The following is a 23,329-nucleotide window of genomic DNA, read 5'->3' on the forward strand; positions in this document are numbered from 1 at the left end:
AGCGGCTTCGAGATTTTGCTGGAGGACGTTCTCCAGAAATGTCTCGGTCCCGTCCGGATAGGTGAGCCGCGCTTCTCGTGAATGGTTCCGCCTTTGCCGCTCGGCGCTCCTTTCTCGAGCGGCAGAGGCACGCGCATCGCGCCGGAGAGGACCGGCGCGATCATCGTCGAGGGGAACGTCCGTTCGAGCGTCTAGCTTGTGCGGCTTTCCAGCGATCTCGCCGAGGGCCCACGCGGCACGGCGACGCACGGCGGGTGCGGCGTCGTCAAGGGCGCGCCGGAGCGCGTCGGCGGCGCAGGCGTCCCCGATCTCGCCGAGGGCCCACGCGGCTTTGGCGCGCACCGAAGCCGCTCCGTCGTATGCAAGGGCGTGCGTGAGGCTTTTCGTTGCTCCCGAACCGCCGATTTCGCCAAGGGCCCACGCGGCCACCCGACGCACCCGAGGAGACGGATCGGTGGAGAGGACCTCCGCGAGCGAGGGGATTGCCCGTTCGATTCCCACATCGCCAAGCCGATAGGCTGCGTCTCGACGGGCGGCCGGATCCGGGTCTTCGAGCGCCGCAAGGAGGCGCTTCGCGGTCTGTGCCCGCTCCGTGGTGTCGGGCACAGACGGTTTCCACAAACGGGCGTGTCCAGGTTCGAGGTCGGGCGTGATCGTCGGGAGCGCCCCTTGCACGCCGGCGACCGACACGGCACGGTCTCCCGCCCGCGTAGTCGTCGCCCATGGGGTGATGGCGGCCAGGGGCATCAACACGAGGAGGGCGAGCGTGAGCGTGCCCCACACCGCGCGGGTTCCTATGCCGCGCCGCCGCAGCGACGGGTCGAGAATGGCGCGCACCCGGCTTTCGAGCTGTGAGGGCCGGGCCATGGACACCGCGCCGAGCGGCAAGAGCCGAGGCGCACGGAACGCACGGGCCGCCTCGAGCAGATGCATGGCATAACGCGAGGGCCGCGCGCCGTAGCTCAGCACGAGGTCGTCGCACGCTTTCTCGCGCTCGACGCGCAACCGCCGCGCCGCCGCCCAGACCAGCGGATTGAACCATTGCGCCGCACACGCGAGCTGCGCCAGTGACTGCGTCAGGCAATCCCACCGCTTGATGTGCGCCATCTCGTGCATGAGCACGCACCTTCGGCGTTCTTCGGTCCAGTCTTCGGCTCCGGCAGGCAACAGGATCACCGGCCGCAGGATGCCCCACGTCATGGGCATCGTCGTGCGGCGACTCCGCAGCAGACGCACCCCCCGACCCACGCGCAAACGCCCGGCAAGCTCATCGACGAGGGTTTGCCATCCGGCCCCGGATTCGATTTCGGCATGACGAGCAACCCAACGCAAACAGAGCGCCCCGGCCAAAAGCCGCGTCGACGCCAGCAGTGCTCCCAACGCCCAGAGCATGAGCAGCCCCACTGCCCACATCCCCCCATCGAGACGCTGCGCCGCCGGGACCCCCCGGGCGCGGACACGGGCGCCGGCCTCCTCGGCGGAGGGCGACGCGAGGGCCGCCTCCTTCTTCTCTACGCGCGCGGGCAAAACGGGGCGTGCGACCGGCGACGGAGCCTCCGTCGGGCTCTCCCTCGGAAGGACGGCGGGAGGCGACGGCGGGGCCGGAGGCGACGGCGGCGAAGCAAACGACGGAAGGGCGACGGGCGAAGAAGCGGGGACCGGAGACGAAGAAGAGGGCGAAACGCTTTGCACAAACGACGGCGGTGGAAAAAGGGAGACCCGCCACGACGGCAGCATGAGCGTGAGCGCGGGCAGGCACAGCAAACTGCCCATGGCCACAAACCAGATCCAGTGCCGAACCGCCGCCGAGGCGCGCCGGAAAAGCACCGCGAGAAGACCCGCCAGCGTCAGCACCACCACCCCTTTCAGCGTGAGATCGAGCAGCAGGCGCACCACCGCGCCCCCCGCTCCGGGTTCGAACAGAGCCGTGATCCCCTCGAGCATGATCAACGTCCCTCTTCTTTGGCCTGACGTATGAGATTCGCAATGCGCTCGAGGTCGTCTTCCGACAAGTCATCCTCGCTCAGGTCGATCAACGCCGCCATAGCCTGCGTGACGGAACCCTCGAAAAAAGTGGACAGCACGTGTTTCAACGCCGACCGTTTGGCGCGCTCGCGGGACACCGTGGGGAGGTATACGTAGCGCGGCCCCTCTTTTCGATGTCGGAGATGCCCTTTCTCCTCCAGAATGCGAAGCAGCGCGCGGACCGCGGAATAGCCGGGCGGATCAGGCAGATTCTCCATGACTTCGGCGGCCGTCGCCTGTCCGACCCGGTAGATGATGTCCATGATCTGCCGCTCCCGGCGACTGAGCTGCGCATGCGGTTGGTCCTTCATTGTTTGATCCTCCATCCACGGAAGAAGCCTACGGCGCGAAACTTCAGAGAGTTGCGCCATAGTGTTATTTTTTTAACACCACAAATTACTGACTCATCTCTCGGAAATCAATGGGGTTGCCCCTGTATGAAAAAAGGACCCCCGAAGGTGTCCTTCTCCCCCTGACACGGGGTCATCGAATAAAAAAGAGCCGACCGTCTCAGTTCGTACAGATCGACTTCAGGATGCGTCGGCGGGCGATGAGTTTCTCCCGCCACAGATCTTCGCTTATCTCGTCTTCATCCATGAAATACGTCCAGTGGCTGACGTGCTCTTCCGAGGGCGTGAAAGACGGTTCCATACGGCCCACGCGCTTGAGCATCGGGGTCATGCCCATCTGATAGATGACCGTGATCCGGCTGTCGCCGTCTTCCTGTTTCTCCAGGATGGAGAGCCGGTTATCGCCACAGACGTGGCAGGTGTAAAAATACGACTCCTGCTCGTCGGCAATCGGCGTCGCATGCTCATCCTGCACCATCACCTCCACCGGCGCCATGCTTTCGGAGGCGCACGTCTCACATCGCATCAGTTCCATAGTTCCGCTCCGTTCCTTTGGCCCTTCCATTCCCCTGGCCGTTGTACAGAACAGCGGTGCGTAGGTTCACCGCTTTCAGGGACTTCGAAAGATATTTTAAGCTTCGTTCGAGGGTTCTTCATAGGAATATCAACCCATTTGGAAATAGTTTTCCCGAGCCCCAGAAATGATCTCTTTCACCTTCGCGGGACGTGCGGGGTCGGCGTATTATTGAGCCACACATCATACCCGATACATCTCCAGGGTATTTTCTCGATACGAAGGTCCGGCCAGGTGGGGAGCCGGGCCTTCGTCTTTTTTAGCGGTACACCACGTCCCACGTCCCCGCCTCGATGCGATAGGAAGCCGCCGCTCGCAATTCCAGGTTGAAGAGATAAAAGAAGCGTATGCGCAGTCCCAGCCCCACCCCGGCCGACGAGACCCGGTCCGAGAAGCGTTCGATCGGATGAAGCGTTTCGGCAAAGCCAAAGGCGAAGAGGGCGCGGAAATAGACCGGGAGCATGAAGAAGCCGTCGTCGATGAACCACAGGGGCCGGGTGATCTCGAAGCCGTATCGCGCGAACGTCCCCGCTCCGAGAAAAACGTCCTCGTGGCCGCGCGGCATGAAGCGATCGAGGTTATAGATCGAGCCCTGGTTCTGGGTCAGGAGCCCGGCGTTGAGCCGGAGCCCGACGTTGTGGGACTTGAGGAGCGGCAGGTAGAGGTTGGCTTGCCCGAGCAGCGCCCGGCGCGGCGAGCCGCGATCCGCCGCCACGTCGATCTCGGAGGCGGCGCTGACGACCAGGCCGGTGTTCGGCACGAGGTCGCGGGGATTGGCCTGGAGGCGATAGCCGAGGACGGCCGCCGGGCTGAGCGTGTATCGCCCGGCAAACGGCGCGAGCGCCTTGCCGTCCCGGTCGAAGAGCCGTTCCTCTTCGTACGAGCCGCGCACGGCCAGCGCGGCGGTCGTGCGATAGACGTTCGAGCCGAGCGTCACCGGCACGTACACGCCGGCCTCGACACCCCGCTCTTCCCGCCCCACGCGCACCGTCTGCACCGTATTGCCCTGCCGGTCAACGAGACGGGCGAGCACGGTCGTCGGCGTCCGGAAGAGGCGCAGGCTCGGGCGAAGCACCGAGACACTCGTCCGCACGATGCCTTCGCCCCACAGACGCCCTTTCTGCCGAAATCCTTCCGCGGAGAAGGCCCACCGTTGGAGCGGGTCCGTGCCCTGCACGCCGAGCCCGAAACCGAAGCCGAGCTTCGTGTCGCCCGAATGGGTGGTTTGATCCTCGTACCGGAACGTCGGGTAGATCATGCGCGGGCGGAGGTACCGGAGCGTCGCGTACGGTCGGGGTTCCGCCTCCGGCATCGTCGGGCGAAGGGGCGTGCGGAGCCATTGCTCCCAGGGCATCTTCTCGAAGGCGCGGGTCCGCTCTCGGGGCACGACGCGCGCCGCCTCGGGATCGAAGGGGATCCGCACGAGGTCGTACCGCTCGTGGGCATAGTTCACGAACGCGAGCGTCTTCCCGTCGGGCGAGAGCGCCGGTTCGAGCGCCCCGAAGGGCACGTTCGTGAGGCGGAGCACCCGGTCCTCGCGCACGTCGAGGGCATACACGTTGGCGATGCCGCCGGGGTCGGCGGTGAAGAGGACGTACCGCCCGTCGCGGCTCCACGAGGCGTCGAAGACCGAGCCGTCCTCGAAGCCGACCCAGGGGCGGAGCACGGGCGCGCCGGCGTCGAGCGTGGCGCGGAAGAGGCCCTGCCGCCCCCGCACGTTGAGCACCACGGCGACCGTCGTTCCATCGGGTGAGGGTTCGAGGCTTGCGAAGCGGCTGCGGGCTTTCGGGGTGAGCGGTTCGAGCGCGCCGTCGGAGCGCAGGCGGACCCACCGGTTGTACTGCCCTTCGTTCCACAAGGCCCACACGCCGCCGTCCGGGGCGGGCGCGGGCGCCAGGGCCCGCGCGCCCTTCGTCAGTCGTGTGACGTCACCCGTGGCAAGGTCGAGGCGGAAAAGCTCGGCGACCTGCCGGCGCGCGACGAACGAATCCTCGACGTATCGGGCGAAGAGGATCGCCGAGGTGTCGGGCGTGAGGCTGAAGTACTGATCCTCGGTGAGCTTCTCGGCGCTGAGGCGCGTGCGCGCGCCCGTCTCCGCGTCGAGGCGGTAGAGGCCCGGCGTCACGTTGTACCCGTGGACGAACGCCGCGATCGTATGCGCGTCGAGCCATCGCGGGCGGCGGTGCACGAGCCCCCGCGCGCCCTCGACGAGCGTCGGCTCGGTGAGCGTCCCGAGCGCCTCGATGCGCCGCCGCTCACGCGCCCGCACGTCGTCCCGGAACGCGCGCCACACCTCACGGGGGCGTTTTCCCAGCCCGTACCATAGATCGAACCCGTATCCGAGGAAAGGAAAGCGGTTGTGGAAATTCGTCGCGCGGCGGAAGAAGTCGCTCGGTCCATGCTCGCGGAGCCATCGAAAGAGGTGGCCGCCGCCGTTATAAAACCGGTCGAAGGGGCGCGTGTGGTCGGGACGCTCGAGCATCTGCGAGAGGCTCCACGGGCGATCGGAGCTCATGGCGGCGCGAAACTCCATCGTGAAGAGCGAGTGGTTCAGCCGCCCGGCGCCGGGTTCGAGGCTGCTCTCGAAGAGGACGGCCGCCCCTTCGGCGATGCCCGCGGGAATGGTGAGGTTGAGTGAGCGCGCCAGGTCCGGCGCGATCCACCGCGTCAGCCCCACCACACCGAAGCCGTTCCGGTAGTCGGCGTGCACGGCGTGGACGAGCTCATGCGGCGCGACGGTTTCGATCCACGACCGAAAGCGGGGCGAGAGCCGGTTCCCCTTGATGCTCACGGCCTCTATCTCCTGCCGGAACGGCAACGGCGAGACGAACCCGTTGGCGCGGTCGTTGAACCGGTTGAGCACCACGGGCATGTGGAGCGTGTGCCGCGCGCCGACGAGCGAATCGACTGCCGGAAGCGCGCGTTCGAGCCGCCGCGCCGTCTCTCGCGCCTCGTCGAACGCGCCTTCCTCATAGATTACGTCGAAGTGCGGACTTTCGAGGACGAAGTACCGCGTGCCCGGGGGACGGTAGACGACGTCGTAGACGAGCGTCTGCGCCTCCGCCTGCCATCCGATGAGGCTGATGAAAAGCAACCCCGGAACCAGCCTCACGAGTCGGGACATCATCGGCGCACGAACAGGGAAGGTTGAAGAAACCGGACGGCTAAAGAAACGCTTCGCGGATCAAAGAAAAAAGGCGCACAGGTCAGACCTGCACGCCTTCGTGCGGAGGGGGTGGGATTCGAACCCACGGTACCCCGCAAAGGGTACAACGGTTTTCGAGACCGCCCCATTCAACCGCTCTGGCACCCCTCCGAAAAAACCGCAGGCGGGAAGATACGAACCGCCCCGTTTCACCGCCGTGAACCTTTCTTCAAGATCGCCCCGACGGTTGCGGGGCAGTGCAACGAACGGTCGATCCGGCAGGTTCCGGCCCATTTCGGGGGTTCATCCCAGCAGGGCGGCGAGCGTTTCGGGAGCCGCCGCGAGGGCTTCGTCGAGCTTCTCCGGACGCCGCCCGCCCGCCGTGGCGAGGGTGGGACGTCCGCCGCCGCCGCCGCCCACGCGTTTCGCCAGCGCGCCGACGAGACGGCCCGCCTGTACGCCCTTCTTCACGAGGTCGTCCGAGACGACGGCCACGAGGTACACCTTCTCTCCTTCCGGGTCGACCGTGCCGAGCACTCCGACGGAGCCGGCGCCGAGGCGCTCGCGGAGCTTCTCGCCGAGCGACCGGAGCGTGTTCATGTCCATCGGCTCGACGCGCCCGACGACCAGGCGCGCCTCCCCGACGGCCTCTGCCCGTTCGATGAGCGCATCGAGACCCGCGGCAAGGCTTTTCTGCCGCAACGCCTCGAGCGCCTTCTCCAGTCGTTTCTTCTCCTCGATCAGATCGGCGATCTCCTCATCCGTGGGCCGCTGAAGCGATTTAAACTGCCCGCGCACCCGTTCGAGCTCACCGATCTCACGGTCGAGATATTCCAGCGCATCGAGCCCCGCCACGGCTTCGACGCGGCGCACGCCGGCGGCCACCGAGCCTTCCGAGGTGAAGCGGAACAGCCCGATCTCGCCCGTGGCGTCCACGTGGATGCCGCCACACAGCTCGACGGAGAAGTCGGGGTCGAAGGTGATGACCCGGACGCGGTCGCCGTACTTCTCGCCGAAGAGCGCCATCGCGCCCCGGTCGAGCGCCTCCTGCAGCGGCACCGACCGTTCTTCCACCTTTTCGATGTTGGCCTGAATGGCCTCGTTCACCCGCCGTTCGACGGCGCGAAGCTCCTCCGGTGTGACGCGCTCGAAGTGGCTGAAGTCGAAGCGGAGGTGATCCGGCGCGACGAGCGAGCCTTTCTGTTTGACGTGCGGGCCGAGAACCTCGCGAAGCGCGGCGTGCATCAGGTGGGTGGCCGAGTGGTGCTTTTTGATGCGGCCGAGCCGCTCCGTATCCACCTCGGCAGTCACCGGCGCGTCGAGGTCGGCGGGGAGGCGATCCACGTAATGCACGATGTGCCCTTTCCGCTTCTGCGTATCGAGCACGCGGATTTCTTCGTCGCCGACGCGGAGCGTGCCCGTGTCGCCCACCTGTCCGCCGCTCTCGGCATAGAAAGGCGTCGCGTCGAGGAGGAGTTCGTATTGTGGATGTCCGTCTCCGGTTTCGACCTTTCGGACGGCCCGGATCCTGGCCCCTTCCACGCGGGACTGATCGTACCCGACGAACGTGGAGTCCTCCCCCTCGCTTACCCGTTGCCATTCGTCCGACCGGCTCTGGTCGACTTTGAAGGAGGCTGCCGCGCGTGCGCGTTCCTTCTGGCGCTGCATGAGCTTGTGATAGCCCGCCATGTCCACGCCGAGCCCCTCCTCCCGCGCCATGAGCTGCGTCAGATCCACGGGGAAGCCGTACGTGTCGTGCAGGAGGAAGGCGACCTCGCCGGGCACGCGTCCCGCCCGCGCCGCCTCGACGAACCGCGCGATCATCTCGTCCCGGTCGTCCACGTCCACGTACGCTTTTTTGAGGAAGTCGAGGGTCTGCCGGTCCTTGCCGAGGCGTCCGCGTACGGCCTCGACGGCGGCATCGTCCTTCGCGGAGGCGAGTTCGTGCACGTACGGGGTGATCCGCTCAAAGAAAGCGATGCCGGTGCCGAGCGTTTCGAGGAAGCTCTCCTCCTCCGCTTTCGTGACGCGCTCGATGTAGTCGCGGTGATGCGTCAGTTCCGGGAACGAGCCGCCCATCTTGGCTTCGAGCGGCGCGACGAGCCGGTGCAGGAACGGCTCCCGAAGGCCGAGGGTCTGATAACCGTACCGGACGGCGCGACGGAGGATGCGGCGGATGACGTACCCGCGCCCGGCGTTGCCCGGCATCACCCCGTCGGCAATGGCAAACGCGATGGTGCGGATGTGGTCGGCGACGACGCGCATCGCCACACGGATTTTCTCCCGCTCGAGCTCTTCTTCGACGGCGACGTCGTCGTACCCCCGGATCTCTTCGCGCGGAGAAAGCCCGGCGATGGCCTGGAGGATCGGCGCGAAGAGGTCCGTGTCGTACGTGCTGCCGCCCGTCTCCTGAAGCACCGCCACGATGCGCTCGAAACCCATGCCGGTGTCCACGTGCCGGGCTTTGAGAGGTTCGAGGGCGTCGTTGCCGAGCGCATTGTACTGGATGAAGACCAGGTTCCAGATCTCCATCACACGCGGGTCGTCCCTGTTCACGAGGTCCTTCCCCGGCGTTTTCGCGCGCTCCTCATCGGGCCGGAGGTCGATGTGAACCTCCGAGCAGGGGCCGCACGGCCCGGTGTCGCCCATCATCCAGAAATTGTCCTTCGATCCGCAATACAGGACGTGATCGGGGTCGAGGGGCGTCTCGGACGTCCAGTAGCCGGCGGATTCGTCGTCGGGTTCGAGGCCGAGTTTCTCATCGCCCGCGTGAACGGTGGCATAGAGCCGGTCGGGGTCGAGCCCCCACCGATCGACGAGCAGTTCCCATGCCCACCGAATCGCCTCCTTTTTGAAGTAGTCTCCGAAGCTCCAGTTGCCCAGCATCTCGAAGAAGGTGTGGTGATACGTATCGTAGCCCACCTCTTCGAGGTCGTTGTGCTTGCCGGAGACGCGGAGACACTTCTGCGTGTCGGCGGCGCGTTTGTACGGGCGCTCGCCGACGCCGAGAAAGACGTCCTTGAACTGGTTCATACCCGCGTTCGTGAAAAGAAGCGTCGGGTCGTTCTGCGGCACGAGGGAATCGCTCGGAACAATGGTGTGTCCGCGCTCCTCGAAGAATTTCAGGAAGTCCGAGCGAATCTGCTCGGAGGTCATTTTCCGGCTCATGAGATATCGTGATGCGGTTGGCAGGCGGGAAAGGGCGAACTTCGGGAATCCGGGCTCATGATTCGACCGCCCCCCGCGAATTTTCTGGATAAAAGATCGAAGTCGGCGCGATAAACGCCGCGAGCGTCCCGGTTGTGCCCTTCCCGGGGTGTTTTGCCGGTGAATTACGGGTCGCGCGGGTTCACCGACGGCGTCGACGGACTTTCGCCGCCGCCGCCCGGTCGCTCGGCACGCCGGGCGAGACGCAGGGATGGTCGGGCACGAAGAAGCGCCTCCGGAGCTCGATGCCCTGTCGAAGCCCGATGCGGGCCGAGACGGCTACGGGCCACAGGCGTGCCTCCTCCGCCTCGCCGAGGAAGAGCGGGGCGCGCGTGAGGTCGGCGGTGTGGATGCGGCGGTCGACGTCGAAGGCGAGACAGAGCTTGCCCGGACCGTTGGCGAGGTGCTCGGGGCGGCGCGCCGTGGGCCGGCGGCGCGCCATGTCGGCGAGCCCTTCGAGCGGCTCGACGGCGCGCAGGAGCACGCACCCGGCCACCCCCGCGCGCTCGGTGACGACGTTGAGGAGCCAGTACGTGTGCACCCGATAGACATACGCCGTGCCCGGCTCGCCAAAGAGGTCGAAGCCCCGCCCTTCCGGTCGGACGAGCCCCGTCGCCGGGTCGACGATGCCCCACGGGCGAAAGGCCGGATCGTCCATCGTGTACGCCTCCGTCTCCACGATTCGCCCGACAAGCCGCTTGCCCGGCGAAAGCTCGCGCACGAGCCGCTTCCCGATGAGCGCGCGCGCCACGTCGAGCGTAGGTCGGTCGAAGAAATCCCGCGTGAGCTTTTTCATCCTCTGTTCCTTCTCCGGGGAAGCCGACCGGCTTCCTCATTCGCCCCGAGCGCCGATGGCTTTTCCGGCGTAACCTCCGGGCGAGCCACTCCGTATGGCCCGTGGATGCCGGACCTCGCCTCTCCCCGCTCGCCCGCCGGATTCCTCCCAACCCCGACCGTCATGAAAGCCAGGATAACGTATCTGCTCATCGCCGCGCTCGCCGTGCTCGGCGGCCTGAACATCTTCCAGAGCCTCAAGCAAAAACTCCTCCCGCCCCACGAGAAGGGAGCATACGTGGCCGAACACGCCGTCCTCTCGCGCGGCGCGCACGAGGCTCCGGCCCGAACGATCATCGACGAATCCTCCGACGTCTCCCCCGGCGAGGTCGTCCTCGACAAACGCTTCGACGTCTCCCCCGGCGACGCGCTCGACGTGCGCGTCTCGCACTCCGACGTCCGCATCGAGACCGGCTCCGACAAAGAGGCTCGCGTCATCGTCACGCTCGAAGGACGGGACATGGACCGGGCGCGCGAGCTTTTCGAGGCCATGCACTTCCGGGTCGAACACGACGACGGCGTCCTCCGGATCGTCTCCGAGAGCCCGAACCGCTGGAGCTCCCGGGGCCGGAACGACGTCCGGATCACGGTGAACGCGCGCGTTCCCGCCCGCTTCGACGCGGAGATCGAGACCTCCCACGGCGACCTCTCGATGAGCGACCTCGAAGGGCGTATCGACGTGCGCACGTCCCATGGCGACTTCGAGGCGGAGGCGTTGAACGGGCCGATGCTCCGCATCGAGACCTCCCACGGCGACGTCGCGATGGACGCCCTCCACGCCGACGAGGTGACCGTCAAAACGTCTCACGGCGACGTCGCCATCGAAGAGGTTGTGGCCTCTGCCTTCACCGCGCGCACTTCGCACGGCGACGTCGAGGTGGCGCGCGTCGAGGGCCGCGCCGACGTCACGCTTTCGCACGGCGACCTCCAGGTGTTCCTCACCTCCGAGAAGCCGGCCTTCTTCCGGACCGATCACGGCGACATCCTCCTCTCGATGGCTCCGGGGCTCGGCGCCGACCTCGCGTTCAAGGGCGACCGCGTCCGCCTCGATGCATCGGCCTCGTTCGAGGGCGTGGTCGAGAAGGATCGCGCCGACGGGCAGTTCAACGGCGGAGGCGCGCGCATCGAAGCGCGCACCTCGCACGGGAGCATCATCCTCCGGGACCAATAAACGCGGCGCGGGGGCGGGCGGCATCACTCTCCCAGCATTCCGAGCATCTCCTCGACGCTCGTCGTCGGGCGGTTGCACACGAAGTTCCGGCACACGTATGCCGTGGCTTTCCCGCCGAGCGTATGCTGGGTGGCGGTGTACGGCGCGAGGCGGGTGATGGCGGGCGCATCGCCTTCCGGGCGGAAGATCACGACCTTGTTCGGAAGATACCGTGATCGAAGGGCCGCCAGCATCGCTCCCGTGTCCGCCGCGTCCGGCCGTCCCACGACGACGACCTCGAAGGTCGGCCCCACGGCGAAGTCGAGTCCGATGAGGAAGGCCGCGAAGCCGGAAGGCATGCGGCGCACGAGTCCCCCGGCGTACGCGCTCAGCCGCGCGGCCCGGGCTTCGAGATCCGTGTCTCCGGTGAGACGACTGAGGCGCAGCAGGTTATACATGGCCACGGAATTGCCTGACGGAATCGCGCCGTCGTAGAGTTCTTTCGTACGGGCGAGGAGGGCCTCGCCGTCGTCCGGCGTGAAGAAGAAAGCGCCCTCTTGTTCGTCCCAGAAGTGCGTGAGGAGCACGTCGTTCCATGCGATCGCCTCCTCGAGGTACGCCGGATCGAACGTGGTCTCATACAATTCGAGGAGGCCCCAGACCATGAAGGCATAATCGTCGATGTTCGCCTGAAGGCCGGCTTCTCCCTCGCGCCAGCGGTGATGCAGCCGTCCGTCGTCCGTGCGCATCGTCGTGTGGACGAAGGCGGCGGCGCGGCGAGCGGCCTCGGCGTACTCGGGCGCTCCGAGGACGCGGGCGGCCTTCGCGAGCGCGGCGATCATGAGGCCGTTCCAGTCGGTGAGCACCTTGTCGTCCTTGCCCGGATGGACGCGCCGCTCGCGACGAGCGAACAGTTTCTGCCGGGCTTCCTCCCACCGGGCGCGAAGCGTCTCTGCCGGCTCCCCCCGCTCCGCGGCGATCTCGTCGAGCGATTGCTTCAGATACAGGATGTTCTCGCCGGTCCTCTCACGCGTCGCCTCGTCCTCGAAGTTGCCCTCCGGCTCCACCTTGAACGTTTCGATGACGAAGGCTGCCTCCTCCGGGTCCAGGACCTCGTGGAGTTCGTCCACGGTCCAGAGATAGAACTTGCCCTCCCGCCCCTCACTGTCGGCGTCTTCGGCGGAATAGAAGCCGCCCTCGGGCGCGGTCATGTCGCGGAGGACGTATGTAAAGATTTCCCGCGCCGTCTCCGCATAGGCCTGCCGGCCCGTAGCCTGGAACGCTTCGGTGTACGCCATGGCGAGCATCGCCTGATCGTAGAGCATCTTTTCGAAGTGCGGGAGCTTCCACTGCGCGTCGGTGGCGTACCGGTGAAAGCCGAAGCCGATGTGGTCGAAGACGCCGCCGAGGCGCATGCGCTCGAGCGTTCGGGTGACCATGGCGCGGGCCGCCGCCTCCTCCGTGCGATGCGCATATCGGAGGAGGAAAAGCAGGTTGTGCGGCGACGGAAACTTGGGGGCGGTTCCGAAGCCTCCGTGCTCGGCGTCGAAACGGCGGCTGAACTGGAGGAACGCCTCACGGAGCGTCCCGGCGTCGAGGGTTGCCGAGGCATCGTCCGAGGCCGCGGCCGGGCTGCGCCGGATGGCTTCGGTGATCTCCCGAGCGGAGGCTTCCACGTCGCCGCGCCGCTCCCGCCAGAGCTTCTTCAGGCGCGGCACGAGTTCCATCATGCCGAGGCGTCCATACCGGCTCTGCTTCGGGATGTACGTCGCCACGAAGAACGGCTGTTTGTCCGGGGTCATCACCACGTTGAGCGGCCAGCCGCACGAGCCGCCCATCATCTGGCAGAACGACATGTACAGGTTGTCGATGTCCGGCCGCTCTTCCCGGTCCACCTTGATCGAGACGAACGCCTCGTTCATCAGGGCGGCGACCTCTTCGTCCTCGAACGACTCGCGCTCCATCACATGGCACCAGTGGCACGTCGAATAGCCGATGGAGAGGAAGATCGGCTTGTCTTCGGCGCGGGCGCGCGCGAACGCCTCCTCGCCCCAGGGATACCAGTCTACGGGATTGTTTTTGTGCTGAAGGAGATACGGGCTTTTTTCGTGGGCGAGGCGGTTTTGTCGAGCCATGGTGGGGTCATTTGCGCATGAGACGGCGAAGAGCACGCACGTCAGGGGAAGAAGCAGCCGGGAACGGACCAAAAGCATGAGAGCGGGCCGGATAGAAAAGGCGACGAGGCTTATAAGCGTCGTCGCCGTCTTTGTGCCGTCCCGTTTCGCCGAGGCGTCAGGCCTCGCCGTCTTCCGAAGCGGGTCGTCGTTCCTCCAACGTCGTCGGGCGTCCCGGGGCCGGCGCCTCCGGCGCGCGGTCCTGCGCCCTCCCGTGCTCGGCGGCGGGCGTTTTCGCCTCGTCTTCGGTCCAGTACGGTTCCGGCAGATCGTGATGCTCCGCTATTTCACGAACCAGAAGAAAGAGGTTCCAGTCTACCTCTTCCCGTTCATCTAACCCCACCTCACCGGTCGCCAGGTGGAATGATTTGACCAAAAGCTTTTCGAGGCGATCGAAGAGGCCGCGTAAGGAACTGCTCATGACGATCCTTTCTTTTCAGATACGCTCTGCTTATTTCAACTTTCCCGGGTATCCGAAGCGGTGTGATTGTTCTCGGGGGAATCCTGGTTTCGTCACACTACGAAGGATGAACTACGAACGAAAGCCGTCTCGCATACGAACGCGCCGTCCCGGAGAGGACAAGGCGCAGCCGCACCTTCATAGAAGGTTTCGCCCTAAGGACAGAATTCTTAAAGGGAAAAAAGAGAAGATCGTCGGGGTCAGACGGGCGGCATGGACCGCAACCGTTGTGGGCACCTATCGCACGACGGCTCCGTTCTCGCCTTCGGAGGTGAGGGGCGCGAGCGTGCCGTCCCGATTCTCGGCCATGAGGAGCATCCCCTGACTCTCCAGCCCCATCATCTTGCGCGGGGCGAGGTTGGCCACCACCACCACGCGACGCCCCACCAGTTCCTCCGGCGTCATTTGCTGCGCCACGCCCGCCAGTATCTGCCGCGTCTCGAAGCCGAGGTCGACCTCCAGGCGAAGGAGTTTCTTCGATTTCGGGAGACGTTCCGCCGCCGTCACCGTGCCCATGCGAAGGTCGAGTTTGGCAAAGTCGTCGTACGTGATGGTTTCTTTGAGGGGCTCATAGGGCGGCTCCTCCGAAGCTTCCGCCGCGTTGGCGTCATTCAGTATTGCGATCTGCGCCTCGATGGCTTCGTCGTCGATCTTCCGGAAGAGGATCTGCGCTTTGCCGAGGACGTGTCCGGGTTCGAGCAGTGCGCCGCCCGCCTCGTCCCACCCGCGCGTTGCCGGGCCCGCGTCGCCCGGCGCGCTCGAACGCACGCCGGAGAGGTTGAGCATCGCGCGGAGCCTGGCGGCGGAGAAGGGAAGCACCGGCTCCATGAGCACACAGAGGGCCGCGCACACTTGCAGGGAGACGTGGATGGTGTTCGCGCATGCCTGCGGGTCCGTCTTCCGCGTGTGCCACGGTTCGGTGTCGTTGAAATACTTGTTGCCGAGCCGCGCGAGGTTCATCGTCTCGAAGACCGCCTCCCGCATCCGGAACGCCTCGTACGCCGCGCCGATGCGTTCCGGGAACCCGGCGAGCCGGGCCAGCGCCTCCCGGTCCGTTTCGCTCGGGTTCACGAGCGGCGGCGCCGCCCCCCCGGCGAACCGGTGCGCAAACGTCATCGTCCGGTTGACGAAGTTGCCGAGGATGTCGGCGAGTTCGGAGTTGGAGCGTGTCTGGAAATCGCGCCAGCTGAAGTCGGCGTCTTTCGTCTCCGGGAGCGTGGCGGCGAGGCTGTACCGGAGGTAGTCGGGCGGAAACTGTTCGAGGTATTCGTGCAGCCAGACGGCCCATCCCCGGCTCGTCGAGAGCTTTTGTCCTTCGAGGTTGAGAAACTCGTTTGCGGGCACGTTCTCGGGCAGGATGAAGCCGTCATACTCCATGAGCATGGCGGGAAACATGAGGCAATGGAAGACGATGTTGTCCTTTCCGATGAAGTGGATGAGCATCGAGCGGTCGTCCTTCCAGTATTTTTCCCACCGGTCCGGGTCGCCCTGTTCGGCGGCCCATTCCTTGGTCGCCGAGATGTATCCGATGGGCGCGTCGAACCAGACGTAGATCACCTTGCCTTCGGCGTCGACGCCGGCCTTCTCCGCCACGTCGCGGGGGACGGGCACGCCCCACGGCACGTCGCGGGTGATGGCGCGGTCCTTCAGACCTTCCTTGAGCCAGCTCCTGACCTGCCCGAGGACGTTCGGCTTCCATTCGGGGTGCGTGGCGATCCAGCGTTCGAGTTCGGGCTGCAGCCGCCCGAGCGGCAGGTACCAGTGGGTCGTCTCGCGAAGCTCCGGGGTGGCGTCGGAAAGCGTGCTCCGGGGATTGATCAGCTCCATCGGGCTGAGCGACGCGCCGCAGCGCTCGCATTGATCGCCGTAGGCATCCTCGTAGCCGCACACGGGGCACGTGCCGCGCACGAACCGGTCGGCGAGGAAAAGGCCGGCCTTCGGGTCATACAATTGCTGCTCGGTCCGGAGCACGAAGACCTCCTTCTCGGCCAGGTGGCGGAAGAAATCCTGACTCGTCTCGACGTGCACGGGCGAGGTGGTGCGTCCGTAATGGTCGAAGCTCATCCCGAAACCCTCGAACGCCTGCGCGATCATGGGATGATAGCGGTCGACGACCTCTTTCGGGGTGATGCCTTCATGGAGGGCGCGCACCATGATCGCCACGCCGTACTCGTCGGAGCCGGAGACGAAGACGACGTCGCGGCCCTTGAGCCGCTGATATCGGCAGTACAGGTCGGCAGGGAGATAGGCCCCGGCGAGGTGTCCGATGTGGATCGGCCCATTCGCATAGGGCAGGGCCGCCGTCACGAGAATGCGTTCGAAGTGCTTGTCAGCCATGGGTTTGCTCTCGACGATGAGCCGCACCGGCGGCGCGGGATTAGGAGTCGGATCAGACGGAATAAACAAAATACGAGCGATCAATGACGCCCGTCGTCGTCCCGGGACGCGCCTTCACGGTTTATTTACGGCCCGGCGGTGAAGAATCCTCGGTCGTTCGCGCGATTTACGTGCAAAGTTCCGTCGTTCCATGCTAACTTGACGTTCCCCCTTTCCCGACCATGCTTGAGAAGACGATGCTCTCCAACCAGACCGTTGCCGTCATCGGGGCGGGCAACATCGGGCGCGCCCTCATCGGCGGTATGTTGAACGCCCACGAGCTCGACCCCGGACGCATCCGCGCCACGCGGCGCAACCCGGCGACCCTCGCGGCCCTCGCCCAACAGTTCCCCGGCATCGAGACGACGACCGACAACGCGGCGGCCGTGCGCGACGCCACGGTGGTCGTGCTCGCCATCAAACCGCAGAACGCCGTCGAGGTCATCCGGGAGATCCGCCCGCACGTTCCCGACAGCGCGCTCGTCATCTCGGTGCTCGCCGGGCTGACGACGCGGGCGCTTCAGGAAGCGTTCGAGAAGCCCGTGCCCGTGGTCCGCTCGATGCCGAACACGCCGATGATCGTGGACGCGGGCGCGACGGCCATCGCGGCGGGAAACCTCGCCACGGACGACCACATGACCATCGCGCGACAGCTCTTCGAGGGCGTCGGGCAGGTGGAGGAGGTGCCCGAATACCTGATGGACGCCGTGACGGGCCTTTCCGGAAGCGGCCCGGCGTACGTGTACATGTTCATCGAGGCGCTCACCGACGGCGGCGTCAAGCAGGGCATCCCGCGCCCGCAGGCCTTCCGGCTCGCCGCGCAGACCGTCTACGGAGCGGCCCGGCTCGTGCTCGAGACGGGCAAGCACCCGGCCATCCTCCGCGACGAGGTGACCACGCCCGGCGGCACGGCCATCGCCGCCGTCGCCGACCTCGAATCGCACGGACTCCGGACGATGCTCATCAACGCCGTCGCCACGGCCACGGCGCGCTCGAAAGAGCTGAGCAAGCTGAAAGATTGACCGTACGCAGGGGATATGGAACGATGCGCGCCGACGGGGTTATGACCCTGTAATCCGGCTTGATTTTTTTGCGCCAACGTGCCATTGGAACAACCATGACTCTCGTGATCCCGGCCCTCGACATTCGCGGCGGGCGGTGCGTACGCCTCTATCAGGGCTCGTATGCACGCGAGACCGTCTACTTCGACGACCCCGTCCGCATGGCCAAGCTGTGGCGGGTGATGAATGCGCGGACGCTCCACCTCGTCGACCTCGACGCGGCGCGGGGCGGCTCCGAGAACAACCGCGAGGTCATCCATCGCATCTGTGAAGAGCTCGACATCCCGATCCAGCTCGGCGGCGGCATCCGCACGATGGAAGACATCCGCACGGCGCTCGACCTGGGCGTCTACCGGGTGGTCCTCGGCACCTCGGCGGTGCGAAACCCGGACCTCGTCGCCGAGGCCGTCGCCCGCTTCTCCGCCAGCCGCATCGTGGTGGGCATCGACGCGGCCGACGGCGAGGTGCGCGTGGAGGGCTGGACCGAAGGCTCCGGCCTCGACGCCGTAGAGATGGCCGTGGACATGGAGGCGCGCGGCGTGCGACGCATCATCTACACCGACATCAGCCGCGACGGGACGCTGGAAGGCCCCAACGTCGATGCCTACCGCACGATGGGCGAACACCTCCGACGCGCCCACATCACCGCCTCCGGCGGCATCGGCGGATACCCGGACCTGCTCAAGATCAAGGAGCTCGCCCCCTATAAGGTCGACTCCGTCATCGTCGGGCGCGCACTCTATGAGAACAAGTTCCCCTGCCAGCAATTCTGGTGCTGGCACTACAAGGACGAAGTCGACCTGGAGCACTATTCCACCGCACCGCTCAAAACGAACCGTTCCGGCTCGTAAAGCGCCCATGCCCCCGGGGGATAATTTTTTCCCTTTCACAATAAGCGCCCGGCCCGGACGTTGTACCCTCGAAGCCTCGCGCGGCCGAACACGCCGGGATGCTCTTCCCGGATCCGGTCGCCATCCAGCCTCGGTCACGTCTCCGTCGTAGCGCCCCGCAGGCCGGCATTCCCCACAGAAAAGCATCTGCCCATCACTCCGGCTCCGCACCGGAGCCAACCGCACGGGAGGGTCATCCATGGAAAACCAGCCGCACGCCCGCAGTTCGCTCGTCATGGGACTCAGCCTCGTCGCCCTGCTTCTCTTCACGGCCAACTTCTATCAGTACCTCACGCAGCGACTGCTTCCACGGCTGACGCCATACGCCGATTTCACCCCTCCGCATTGCGCTCCCGCTCCCCTCATCCACGCCTTCGTTCATACGGAAGAAGCCACGCGGGATAAGCGCGGCATCCGGGTTCGAATCCATCAAGCCGACCGTCACCTTGCCGAGGATCTCGCTCGGCCCTCGACGATCCACCTTCGGCCGTTCACGAAGTTCATGCGGATCGAGGCGGAGATGCGGCGTCTGAAGAGCGCGTTGCAGGAGGAGGAGATGACGATTCGGCGTCTCGAACGGCAACTCCGAGAACAGAGCGCTCCGAAGAGCGCCGGCGCCCGGAGCACGCACGTTCTCATCGAGCGGTGAACGGGCCCCCTCATCCGTCTCCCTTTTCCCGTTCAAAGAGCGCCGTCAGAAAAGCGCGGGCGGCGGTGTAAATGCCCGGCGCTTCTTCCTCGCGCGGTCCCGCCACGTTGAGCGTGCGGAGTCCTTCTCGCGCGATCCACTCCCGCACCTTTTCGACGCCCTCCCGGCCTTCGAGCCGGTGCACGAGAAGGGGTTTTCCCTGCCGCTTCGCCTCCCGGATCGTCAAAGCCGTCCCCCCGTCCGGTTTCGCGCTTATGAGCACGAGCGTGCCGTCGGCGTCGCGGACGTTCCATGCGGTGCGTTCGGCATAGTCCGCCGAGGGCGTCTCCCGGAGCGGATACCGCGCGTCGAGGGGCCCATCCTCCGCCCGCCTCGAGCGCGGGCACCAGCCGCCGACGGGCACCCCCGCCGCCATTGCCGCATCGAGCGCCGCCCGGTCGACGCCCGTCTGACCGCCGGAGATCACGTTTCGGATCATCATATTTTTACCGTAGTTTTTCGCCGGTCCGAACCCTGGCTCGTTTCCCCCGAACCCATGTCCCGTCTTTTCGTCGCCCTCGACGTTCCGCCGTCGGTCAAGATACGGATGGGAGCGCTCTTCGAAGCCGAGGAGGGGGTCCGCTGGGTGCGTCCGGAGCAGATCCACCTCACGCTTCGCTTCATCGGCGAGGTGGATGCCGAGACGACGGCGACGCTCACCGAGCGCCTCCACGCCGTGGACGCCGCGCCGTTCCCGCTCCGGATCGGGGGCGTGGGCGTCTTCCCGGGCCGCCGGCGCCCGCGTGTGCTCTGGGTCGGAGCCGCCGGCGGCGACGGCCTCGCCACGCTCCACGACGACATCGAGCGCGTCGTGCGCGAAGCCGGGGTCCCTCCCGACGCGAAGCCGTTTCGACCGCACCTCACGCTCGCCCGGCTCCGCCACCCCGACCCCGCGTGGGTCCGCGCCTTCCTCTCCGATCATCGGGACTTCGCCGCCGAGACGTTCACCGTCTCCCACTTTCACCTTTATGAGAGCCGCCTGCTCCCCGAAGGGGCGACGCACCACCGGCTGGCCTCGTACCCCCTTGCCGAATCATGACGGCGAAAGTCTTATCTTGACCCGCCTGCCGCCCTTCGCTCATCCCAAACGACCGCCCCGATGCTTGCCTGTCAGAAAAGCCTCTTTTCGCTTCCGGACGATCTTCACTACCTCAATTGCGCCTTCATGGCCCCGCTCTCGCGCCGGGTGGAGGCGGCAGGGATCGAAGGCATCCGGCAAAAAGCCGCTCCGTCGAACATCACCCCGGCGGATTTTTTCGAGCCGAGCGACGGCGTGCGGCGACGGTTCGCCCGGCTCGTCAACGTCGACGACCCGCGGCGCGTGGCGATCATCCCGGCGGCGTCGTACGGCATTGCGACGGTGGCGAAGAACACCCGGCTCTCGAAAGGGCAGAACATCGTCGTGCTGCACGAGCAGTTTCCGAGCAACGTCTATGCGTGGCGGCGGCTGGCGGCGGAGCAGGGCGTCGCGCTTCGAACGATCCACCCGCCGAACGACGCGGCGCACCGGGGCATGGTCTGGAACGAGCGCATCCTCGACGCCATCGACGCGCAGACGGGGCTCGTCGCCCTCCCGCACGTCCACTGGGCCGACGGCACGCGCTTCGACCTCGAACGCATCGGCGCGCGCGCCCGCGAGGTCGGCGCAGCCTTCGTCATCGACGGCACGCAGTCGGTCGGAGCGCTGCCCTTCGACGTGGCGCGCATCCGCCCCGACGCCTTGATCTGCGCCGGGTATAAATGGCTCCTCGGCCCGTACAGCATCGGCGTCGCCTATTTCGGCCCCCGGTACGACGACGGCGTTCCGCTCGAAGAGAACTGGATCGCACGTCGCGGCAGCGAGCACTTCGCCGGACTCGTCGCCTACGAGGACGGATATCAGCCCGGCGCGATCCGCTTCGACGTGGGCGAGCGAAGCAATTTCATCCTCGTGCCCATGCTTTCCGCCGCGCTCGACCACCTCCTCGAATGGGGCGTCGAGAACGTGCAGGCGTACTGCCGCACCCTCACCCGCGAGGTGCTCGTCGAGGCGCGGGCGCTCGGGTACGACCTCGAAGACGAGCGCTTCCGAAGCTCCCACCTCTTCGGCATCCGCGCGCCCGCGCACGTGCCGATGGAGCGTCTCCGCGAGGCGCTCGCCGAACGTCGCATTTCGGCGTCGGTGCGCGGCAACGCCCTCCGACTTGCCCCGAACGTGTACAATGACGCGGCCGACATGGACGCGCTCCGCGACGCTTTCCTTGCCTGTCTCCGCCCTCAGCGACATCATTCGCTTCCCGGCTCGTAACCGCTCCGGTTCCGACGACCGGCCATGTTTCGGAAGCGAGGAAACGCGGGCACGGCGTTTGCGTTTGCATGAGGCATCTCTCGTATGCCCCCTTTACCCCGCTTTCTTCACCTTGAGATCAACCATGAAACGCCCTTCCCTCATTTTGAGAATCCTTTTTGCGATGAGCGCCGTCCTGCTTCTTGGACAACCGGCGGCGCGAGCCCAGAGCGGGCAGGACGTGCTCGAGCGCATCAAAAACACTTATGAAGGCATCGACGCGCTCCGGGCCGAGTTCCGGCAGATTACCACCACCCCCTTCGACGAAACCGGAACGTCGATCTCCGGCGTCATCTATCTCAGCAATGACAAGTTTCGCGTCGAGACCGACGGGCAGACCATCGTCTCGAACGGGCACGTCACGTGGATCTATAATGCCGCCACGAATCAGGTCCTCATCAACGACAACCTGGAGGACGAGACGACCTTCTCACTGAGCCGCTTCCTCTTCGATTTCGACGACACGTATGAGATTGCCTCGGCGGGTCGGGCGTTGCTCGGCGGCAAGGAACACCACATCCTCCGCCTCCACCCGAAGAACCCGGAGTCGTACTTCCGCGAGATCATGGTGGTCATGCGCGACAGCGACAACCTCGTTCCCCGGATCGAGGTGTTGGACGCAAACGATACACGCATGGTGTTCGAGCTCAAATCCATCGAGATCGACCCGCCGCTCGCGCCGGATACGTTCCTCTTCGTTCCTCCCGAGGGCTCCGAGATCGTGGATCTGCGCTCGGAATGAGCCTGCGACGACCCCACGTTTTTCCCCTCCCGGTGGCGCATCGGGAGGTTTTTTTTTGCGCCGTGCACAGGATGCTCGCCCCCCCGCGACCCCGGACGTTTCTCTCCTCCTTCACCCCCATTCCCGGCCCTTCCTCTTCCATATCCTCTTCCGTATGTTTTGTGCGAAAGAAGGATCTTCACCCTTCCGAAAGGGGTATCTCCCGGCCCTCACCACCCTCCACCTCACGAAGACCGCCGCCCTTCCTTGAACCCACGTCTCCGAAAGATTCTCGCGCAGGTCGGCAGCTTTGCGCTAGCCGCGGTGCTCCTGTATCTCGCGCTTCGGGGCGTCGATTTTTCGGAGGTGGGCGAGGCGCTTCGCGAGGCGCATTACGGGTGGCTCTTGCCGCTGGCGATCATCACACTGTTGAGCCATCTTCTGCGGGCGTGGCGGTGGCAGGTCCTGCTCGAGACGCTCCCGCCCGAGACGCCGGGCGCCGCCCCGAAGCAGGTCTCCCTCCTGACCGCCTTCTATTCGCTCATGATCGGCTACATGGTCAATTATGCCGCGCCGCGCGCGGGGGAGTTCGTCCGCGCAGCGAACCTGGCGAAGCGAGAGCAGATCCGGTTCAGCTACGTGCTCGGCACGGTCGCCGTGGAGCGCATACTCGACGTGGTGGTGCTCGTGGTCGCCCTCGTGAGCGTATTCGTGATCTTTTTCGAGCGTCTGACCGTCCTTCGTGAACTCTTTCTCACGCCGATCCTCGATCAACTCGGCGAGATTCCTGCGCTCGTCCTCGTCATCCTGACGGTGGTCATTGCGCTGCTGGTGTTCTCCCTCTACCGCTGGGCGCTTCTGCAGAGCGCCCGGTACGAGAACGGCTGGGTGCGACGGCTGGGTGCGGCGATGGCCTCGTTCAAAGAAGGATTGCTGACGCTGGTCCATACGAAGCGCCCGGTGATGATGGTCTTTTCCACCCTCGCGATCTGGTTCTGTTACGCGCTCATGGCATATCTGCCGCTCGTCATTCTGGGCATGACCGAGCCGTATCACCTGTCCCTCCTCGATGCATGGGGGATCATGGTGCTGGGAGCCGTCGGCGTGGCCATCCCGTCGCCCGGCGGGGTGGGATCGTATCATTACATCACCATCGAGACGCTGGTGAACCTCTTCGGTGTGCCGGTGAGCCCGGCGGCTTCCTATGCCATCCTCTCGCACGCGGGCCAGCTCCTGCTCTACGTGGCCGTGGGCTTCCTCGCGGTGCTCCTTCAGGGGTCCGGCTTCCGCACGCTCAATGAGACGACCGACGAGAACAAGCCTGCCTCCTAGACCCGTCGCCCCCCGG

18 protein-coding genes and 1 tRNA gene are annotated in these 23,329 nt (G+C 65.8%); 8 read left to right on the forward strand and 11 right to left on the reverse strand.

Annotated features, from left to right (window positions below):
- From AC1HIY_RS14515 to AC1HIY_RS14545, 7 genes are all read right to left on the reverse strand, one after another.
- Nucleotides 1-1,944: M56 family metallopeptidase (locus AC1HIY_RS14515; RefSeq protein WP_479577515.1), on the reverse strand; the 1,944-nt coding region annotated here is incomplete at its 3' end.
- A gap of 2 nt (nucleotides 1,945-1,946) precedes the next feature.
- Entirely contained in the window at nucleotides 1,947-2,396 is a 450-nt protein-coding gene (locus AC1HIY_RS14520; RefSeq protein WP_479577516.1) for a BlaI/MecI/CopY family transcriptional regulator, read from the reverse strand.
- Between the two features lie 139 nt (nucleotides 2,397-2,535).
- Nucleotides 2,536-2,910, reverse strand: a complete 375-nt coding sequence (locus AC1HIY_RS14525; protein ID WP_479577517.1) for a hypothetical protein — start codon at nucleotides 2,908-2,910, stop codon at nucleotides 2,536-2,538.
- A 298-nt stretch (nucleotides 2,911-3,208) separates the two neighbouring features.
- On the reverse strand, nucleotides 3,209-6,073 hold the full coding sequence (locus AC1HIY_RS14530; protein WP_479577518.1) for a hypothetical protein: 2,865 nt from the start codon (nucleotides 6,071-6,073) through the stop codon (nucleotides 3,209-3,211).
- Nucleotides 6,074-6,176: 103 nt separating this feature from the next.
- Nucleotides 6,177-6,265 (reverse strand) — tRNA-Ser (locus AC1HIY_RS14535).
- A 132-nt stretch (nucleotides 6,266-6,397) separates the two neighbouring features.
- A complete protein-coding gene (gene alaS / locus AC1HIY_RS14540; protein WP_479577519.1) occupies nucleotides 6,398-9,262 on the reverse strand; it encodes an alanine--tRNA ligase in 2,865 nt (954 codons plus the stop codon).
- 181 nt (nucleotides 9,263-9,443) lie between these two features.
- On the reverse strand, nucleotides 9,444-10,097 hold the full coding sequence (locus AC1HIY_RS14545; protein WP_479577520.1) for a DNA-3-methyladenine glycosylase: 654 nt from the start codon (nucleotides 10,095-10,097) through the stop codon (nucleotides 9,444-9,446).
- Between the two features lie 162 nt (nucleotides 10,098-10,259).
- Between AC1HIY_RS14545 and AC1HIY_RS14550 the strand changes: the two genes are divergently transcribed.
- Nucleotides 10,260-11,306, forward strand: coding sequence for a DUF4097 family beta strand repeat-containing protein (locus AC1HIY_RS14550; RefSeq protein WP_479577521.1), 1,047 nt, complete (start codon nucleotides 10,260-10,262; stop codon nucleotides 11,304-11,306).
- 23 nt (nucleotides 11,307-11,329) lie between these two features.
- On the opposite strand, the gene AC1HIY_RS14555 is transcribed toward AC1HIY_RS14550, so the two are convergent.
- The 3 genes from AC1HIY_RS14555 to metG form a co-directional block, all read right to left on the reverse strand.
- Nucleotides 11,330-13,420, reverse strand: coding sequence for a thioredoxin domain-containing protein (locus AC1HIY_RS14555; RefSeq protein WP_479577522.1), 2,091 nt, complete (start codon nucleotides 13,418-13,420; stop codon nucleotides 11,330-11,332).
- Nucleotides 13,421-13,577: 157 nt separating this feature from the next.
- Nucleotides 13,578-13,880: a hypothetical protein gene (locus tag AC1HIY_RS14560; protein ID WP_479577523.1), complete on the reverse strand. Its 303-nt coding sequence runs from the start codon at nucleotides 13,878-13,880 to the stop codon at nucleotides 13,578-13,580.
- Nucleotides 13,881-14,156: 276 nt separating this feature from the next.
- Complete coding sequence (metG, locus tag AC1HIY_RS14565; protein ID WP_479577524.1) at nucleotides 14,157-16,256, reverse strand: methionine--tRNA ligase; 2,100 nt, start codon at nucleotides 16,254-16,256, stop codon at nucleotides 14,157-14,159.
- Between the two features lie 221 nt (nucleotides 16,257-16,477).
- Between metG and proC the strand changes: the two genes are divergently transcribed.
- The 3 genes from proC to AC1HIY_RS14580 all read left to right on the forward strand — a co-directional run bounded on the left by proC (nucleotide 16,478) and on the right by AC1HIY_RS14580 (nucleotide 18,895).
- Nucleotides 16,478-17,317 (forward strand): pyrroline-5-carboxylate reductase, encoded by an 840-nt coding sequence (gene proC, locus AC1HIY_RS14570; RefSeq protein WP_479577525.1) that lies wholly within the window; start codon nucleotides 16,478-16,480, stop codon nucleotides 17,315-17,317.
- Between the two features lie 95 nt (nucleotides 17,318-17,412).
- Entirely contained in the window at nucleotides 17,413-18,207 is a 795-nt protein-coding gene (hisA, locus tag AC1HIY_RS14575) for a 1-(5-phosphoribosyl)-5-[(5-phosphoribosylamino)methylideneamino]imidazole-4-carboxamide isomerase (protein ID WP_479577526.1), read from the forward strand.
- A gap of 238 nt (nucleotides 18,208-18,445) precedes the next feature.
- Complete coding sequence (locus AC1HIY_RS14580) at nucleotides 18,446-18,895, forward strand: hypothetical protein (protein WP_479577527.1); 450 nt, start codon at nucleotides 18,446-18,448, stop codon at nucleotides 18,893-18,895.
- 10 nt (nucleotides 18,896-18,905) lie between these two features.
- Here AC1HIY_RS14580 and AC1HIY_RS14585 read toward each other — a convergent pair whose 3' ends face one another.
- The gene (locus AC1HIY_RS14585; protein ID WP_479577528.1) at nucleotides 18,906-19,376 is read right to left on the reverse strand and encodes a putative molybdenum carrier protein; all 471 of its coding nucleotides are present in this window, start codon (nucleotides 19,374-19,376) and stop codon (nucleotides 18,906-18,908) included.
- A 54-nt stretch (nucleotides 19,377-19,430) separates the two neighbouring features.
- On the opposite strand from AC1HIY_RS14585, the gene thpR reads away from it, so the two are divergent.
- From thpR to AC1HIY_RS14605, 4 genes are all read left to right on the forward strand, one after another.
- Entirely contained in the window at nucleotides 19,431-19,973 is a 543-nt protein-coding gene (gene thpR / locus AC1HIY_RS14590) for an RNA 2',3'-cyclic phosphodiesterase (protein WP_479577529.1), read from the forward strand.
- 60 nt (nucleotides 19,974-20,033) lie between these two features.
- The gene (locus tag AC1HIY_RS14595; RefSeq protein ID WP_479577530.1) at nucleotides 20,034-21,221 is read left to right on the forward strand and encodes an aminotransferase class V-fold PLP-dependent enzyme; all 1,188 of its coding nucleotides are present in this window, start codon (nucleotides 20,034-20,036) and stop codon (nucleotides 21,219-21,221) included.
- A 124-nt stretch (nucleotides 21,222-21,345) separates the two neighbouring features.
- The gene (locus AC1HIY_RS14600; protein WP_479577531.1) at nucleotides 21,346-22,002 is read left to right on the forward strand and encodes a LolA family protein; all 657 of its coding nucleotides are present in this window, start codon (nucleotides 21,346-21,348) and stop codon (nucleotides 22,000-22,002) included.
- 246 nt (nucleotides 22,003-22,248) lie between these two features.
- The gene (locus AC1HIY_RS14605; RefSeq protein WP_479577532.1) at nucleotides 22,249-23,313 is read left to right on the forward strand and encodes a lysylphosphatidylglycerol synthase transmembrane domain-containing protein; all 1,065 of its coding nucleotides are present in this window, start codon (nucleotides 22,249-22,251) and stop codon (nucleotides 23,311-23,313) included.
- Nucleotides 23,314-23,329: the final 16 nt, after the last annotated feature.

It is taken from the genome of Rhodocaloribacter sp. (genome assembly GCF_056451265.1).

What these genes read in the sequence shown, in the direction of transcription:
- AC1HIY_RS14520 (WP_479577516.1), bottom strand. Translation starts at nt 2,396, where the DNA reads ATGGCGCAACTCTCTGAAGTTTCGCGCCGTAGGCTTCTTCCGTGGATG.
- AC1HIY_RS14525 (WP_479577517.1), bottom strand. Translation starts at nt 2,910, where the DNA reads ATGGAACTGATGCGATGTGAGACGTGCGCCTCCGAAAGCATGGCGCCG.
- AC1HIY_RS14530 (WP_479577518.1), bottom strand. Translation starts at nt 6,073, where the DNA reads ATGTCCCGACTCGTGAGGCTGGTTCCGGGGTTGCTTTTCATCAGCCTC.
- alaS (WP_479577519.1), bottom strand. Translation starts at nt 9,262, where the DNA reads ATGAGCCGGAAAATGACCTCCGAGCAGATTCGCTCGGACTTCCTGAAA.
- AC1HIY_RS14545 (WP_479577520.1), bottom strand. Translation starts at nt 10,097, where the DNA reads ATGAAAAAGCTCACGCGGGATTTCTTCGACCGACCTACGCTCGACGTG.
- AC1HIY_RS14550 (WP_479577521.1), top strand. Translation starts at nt 10,260, where the DNA reads ATGAAAGCCAGGATAACGTATCTGCTCATCGCCGCGCTCGCCGTGCTC.
- AC1HIY_RS14555 (WP_479577522.1), bottom strand. Translation starts at nt 13,420, where the DNA reads ATGGCTCGACAAAACCGCCTCGCCCACGAAAAAAGCCCGTATCTCCTT.
- AC1HIY_RS14560 (WP_479577523.1), bottom strand. Translation starts at nt 13,880, where the DNA reads ATGAGCAGTTCCTTACGCGGCCTCTTCGATCGCCTCGAAAAGCTTTTG.
- metG (WP_479577524.1), bottom strand. Translation starts at nt 16,256, where the DNA reads ATGGCTGACAAGCACTTCGAACGCATTCTCGTGACGGCGGCCCTGCCC.
- proC (WP_479577525.1), top strand. Translation starts at nt 16,478, where the DNA reads ATGCTTGAGAAGACGATGCTCTCCAACCAGACCGTTGCCGTCATCGGG.
- hisA (WP_479577526.1), top strand. Translation starts at nt 17,413, where the DNA reads ATGACTCTCGTGATCCCGGCCCTCGACATTCGCGGCGGGCGGTGCGTA.
- AC1HIY_RS14580 (WP_479577527.1), top strand. Translation starts at nt 18,446, where the DNA reads ATGGAAAACCAGCCGCACGCCCGCAGTTCGCTCGTCATGGGACTCAGC.
- AC1HIY_RS14585 (WP_479577528.1), bottom strand. Translation starts at nt 19,376, where the DNA reads ATGATGATCCGAAACGTGATCTCCGGCGGTCAGACGGGCGTCGACCGG.
- thpR (WP_479577529.1), top strand. Translation starts at nt 19,431, where the DNA reads ATGTCCCGTCTTTTCGTCGCCCTCGACGTTCCGCCGTCGGTCAAGATA.
- AC1HIY_RS14595 (WP_479577530.1), top strand. Translation starts at nt 20,034, where the DNA reads ATGCTTGCCTGTCAGAAAAGCCTCTTTTCGCTTCCGGACGATCTTCAC.
- AC1HIY_RS14600 (WP_479577531.1), top strand. Translation starts at nt 21,346, where the DNA reads ATGAAACGCCCTTCCCTCATTTTGAGAATCCTTTTTGCGATGAGCGCC.